Raw genomic sequence first — 2,562 nt, forward strand, 5'->3', positions numbered from 1 at the left:
GGCAGAGCCAGAATGCCGGGAAATCTTTTGTGGTACGGTGACTTCCGTTCCATCGCTCACACCACCTCGCAGGATGTCGGCGGCAAGGGAGGAGGAGGGAACACTGTCGTCAGCACCACCTACACCTACACCGCTTCATTCTGTTTTGGACTGTGTGAAGGGCCGATTGTTGGCATTGACGGCATCTGGTCCAACAAGGAATACAAAGCAGACCCGGCCAATCTGTCGGAGGTGGTGACGCCATCTGCGGCCTGGAACGAGCCACACATTATCTCCGGTTCGCACCAGGTGACAGTGGCGCACGGCGCACAGTGGACCAGCCATATCTCCTGCGTGGCCATTAACGGAGAGGTGGCAACGCCACTGGTGCTTGGGACAGACTTTGTCATAAATGGCGGAACCTACTATTTTGCAACCGAGTTCTCCAACATCCAGGTGCAGATCAGCTACAACTATAACGCCATCAACAGCAGTTCCTCCGTGGTGACGGTGTTCAACGGCGCATCTGATCAAGGCCAATGGACCTATCTGGTGACAAACCATCCGGAGCAGGCACTCAACTACCCCGGCATCGCCTATGCCGCCTCCATGGACTGGCAGTTGGGATCCGGCACCGCTCTGCCGAACCTGAATTTTGATGTCATCGGCCAGTTGTCGTTTGATGCAGCAAACGGGATTTATGACGCGCACCCAAAGGATGTCATCACCGATTTGCTTACCAACACCCGCTACGGGTTGGGTTTTCCTGTGGCAAATATTGGCGATTGGACTCAATACAGCCGCTACTGCACAGCCAGTGGCCTCTTCCTGTCGCCAGTCTATGCCGCTCAGGAGGAGACGAGCGCCATCATCGCACGGTTGATGAAGATCACCAATTCGGAGGTCTACTTCTCGGAAGGCGTTCTGAAGGTGACGCCGCTTGGTGACGCGCTTGTCACCGGCAACGGAGTCACCTTCACGCCAAATCTGACGCCGGTTTATGAGCTGACAGAAGATGACTTCATTGTCTCCGGCCAGGAAGATCCGGTGACAGTTACCAGGAAGCCGTCTGTTGACGTGTATAACCATGTCAAAGTAGAATTCCTGAACTCCAGCAACCAGTTCAACACCGAGGTGGCAGAGGCGAAGGACATGGTCTCTATCGATCTCTTCGGCCTCAGAAGCATGGACTCCATCAAATTCCACGAGATCAAGTCCGCTGCAGTGGCCAGGATGGTGGCGCAAAATATCCTCCAGAGGGTACAGTACGTGCGCAACATTTACGGTTTTAAGCTGGGTTGGCGGCACTGCCTGCTCGAACCGACAGATCTTGTCACCCTCACCGATGCTGGCACCGGGTTGGACAAGACTCCGGTTCGGATACTGTCTATTGAAGAGGATGAAATCGGCCTGCTCACCGTTGAGGCGGAAGATGCACCGTTTGGCGTGTTCAGCACGGCCACCTATCCACACCAGGCAGTTGGCGGCTATGTTGCGGATTTCAACAAACCGTCAGGCGCGATCAACACGCCGGTGGTGTTTGATGCACCCGTTGAACTGACACCCGGATTGCGAGAGATATGGGTGGCCGTGTCAGGTGGTGAGAATTATGGTGGCTGTCAGGTTTGGTTGTCATCATGTGGCACCAACTACAAAAAGATCGGCGAGATTGTCTCTCCGGCGCGTCATGGCTTTCTGACTGAGACAATGGCGAGCGGATCGGATCCAGATACAACCCACACCTGCAAGATCGATTTGTCAGAATCTGGAGGCGCGCTCACCTCCGGCACCATCGCCGATGCGGACAACAGAGCGACACTGGCGTGGGTGGACGGAGAGTTTATCGCTTATTCCACTGCCGCCCTGACAGGCAGCCACCAATATACCCTGGACAGCTACTTGCGGCGTGGGCTTTATGGCTCAACGATCAAGGCACACCCCGGCCAGAGCCGGTTTGTCCGCTGCGATGGGACAATTTTACGGTACGCCTACGATCCGGCATTGGTTGGGAAGACTGTTTTTATGAAATTCCCGGCGTTTAATCAGTTCGGCGGCGGTGGGCAGTCGCTGGCGGATGCGGCAGAGTATGTGTTCAGGGTAAGTGAAAAGGGATAGTAAAAAGGCGCACCAGACTCAACCGCGCAGGGGAGTCCAGTGCGCCACTCACTTCGGCAGGCTTGCACAAGATCGTCATGGTACCCTGCCTTCTCGTTGATCCACCCCTCACAGTGGCTTCTCGGAAATGCCCCCGAGGTTGCAGCGCATCCGGGTCTGCGTCGCAGCACTCAACCCGAAGGGAACGTTGCGAAAATCCGCTTGCCATCAGTCTGCACCATTTTAAGGCGGTAAAAAAGGGATGGCATTGGTGTTGTTGATGGCAATATTGACTGCTGTGACTTGTCTGGCGGTTGTGCCGACAGTTGAACATTCCTTGTAATATTCAGTTGATATATCTCCAAATGGATGCCCTTATGGTCAACCAGAGACACAACCAACAAGGGAGAACCGGCGCATCTGATCAAGGCCAATGGACCTATCTGGTGACAAACCATCCGGAGCAGGCACTCAACTACCCCGGCATCG

General features: G+C 55.0%; 1 protein-coding gene. It reads left to right on the plus strand.

Translation table 11 applies throughout. From position 1 onward, the window contains the following. A partial coding sequence (locus EJP87_RS15340; RefSeq protein ID WP_227657688.1) for a phage tail protein occupies nt 1-2,094 on the plus strand: 2,094 nt, incomplete at its 5' end. Nucleotides 2,095-2,562 lie beyond the last annotated feature (468 nt).

This window comes from Candidatus Magnetaquicoccus inordinatus (assembly GCF_004217665.1).
Lineage (GTDB): Bacteria > Pseudomonadota > Magnetococcia > Magnetococcales > Magnetaquicoccaceae > Magnetaquicoccus > Magnetaquicoccus inordinatus.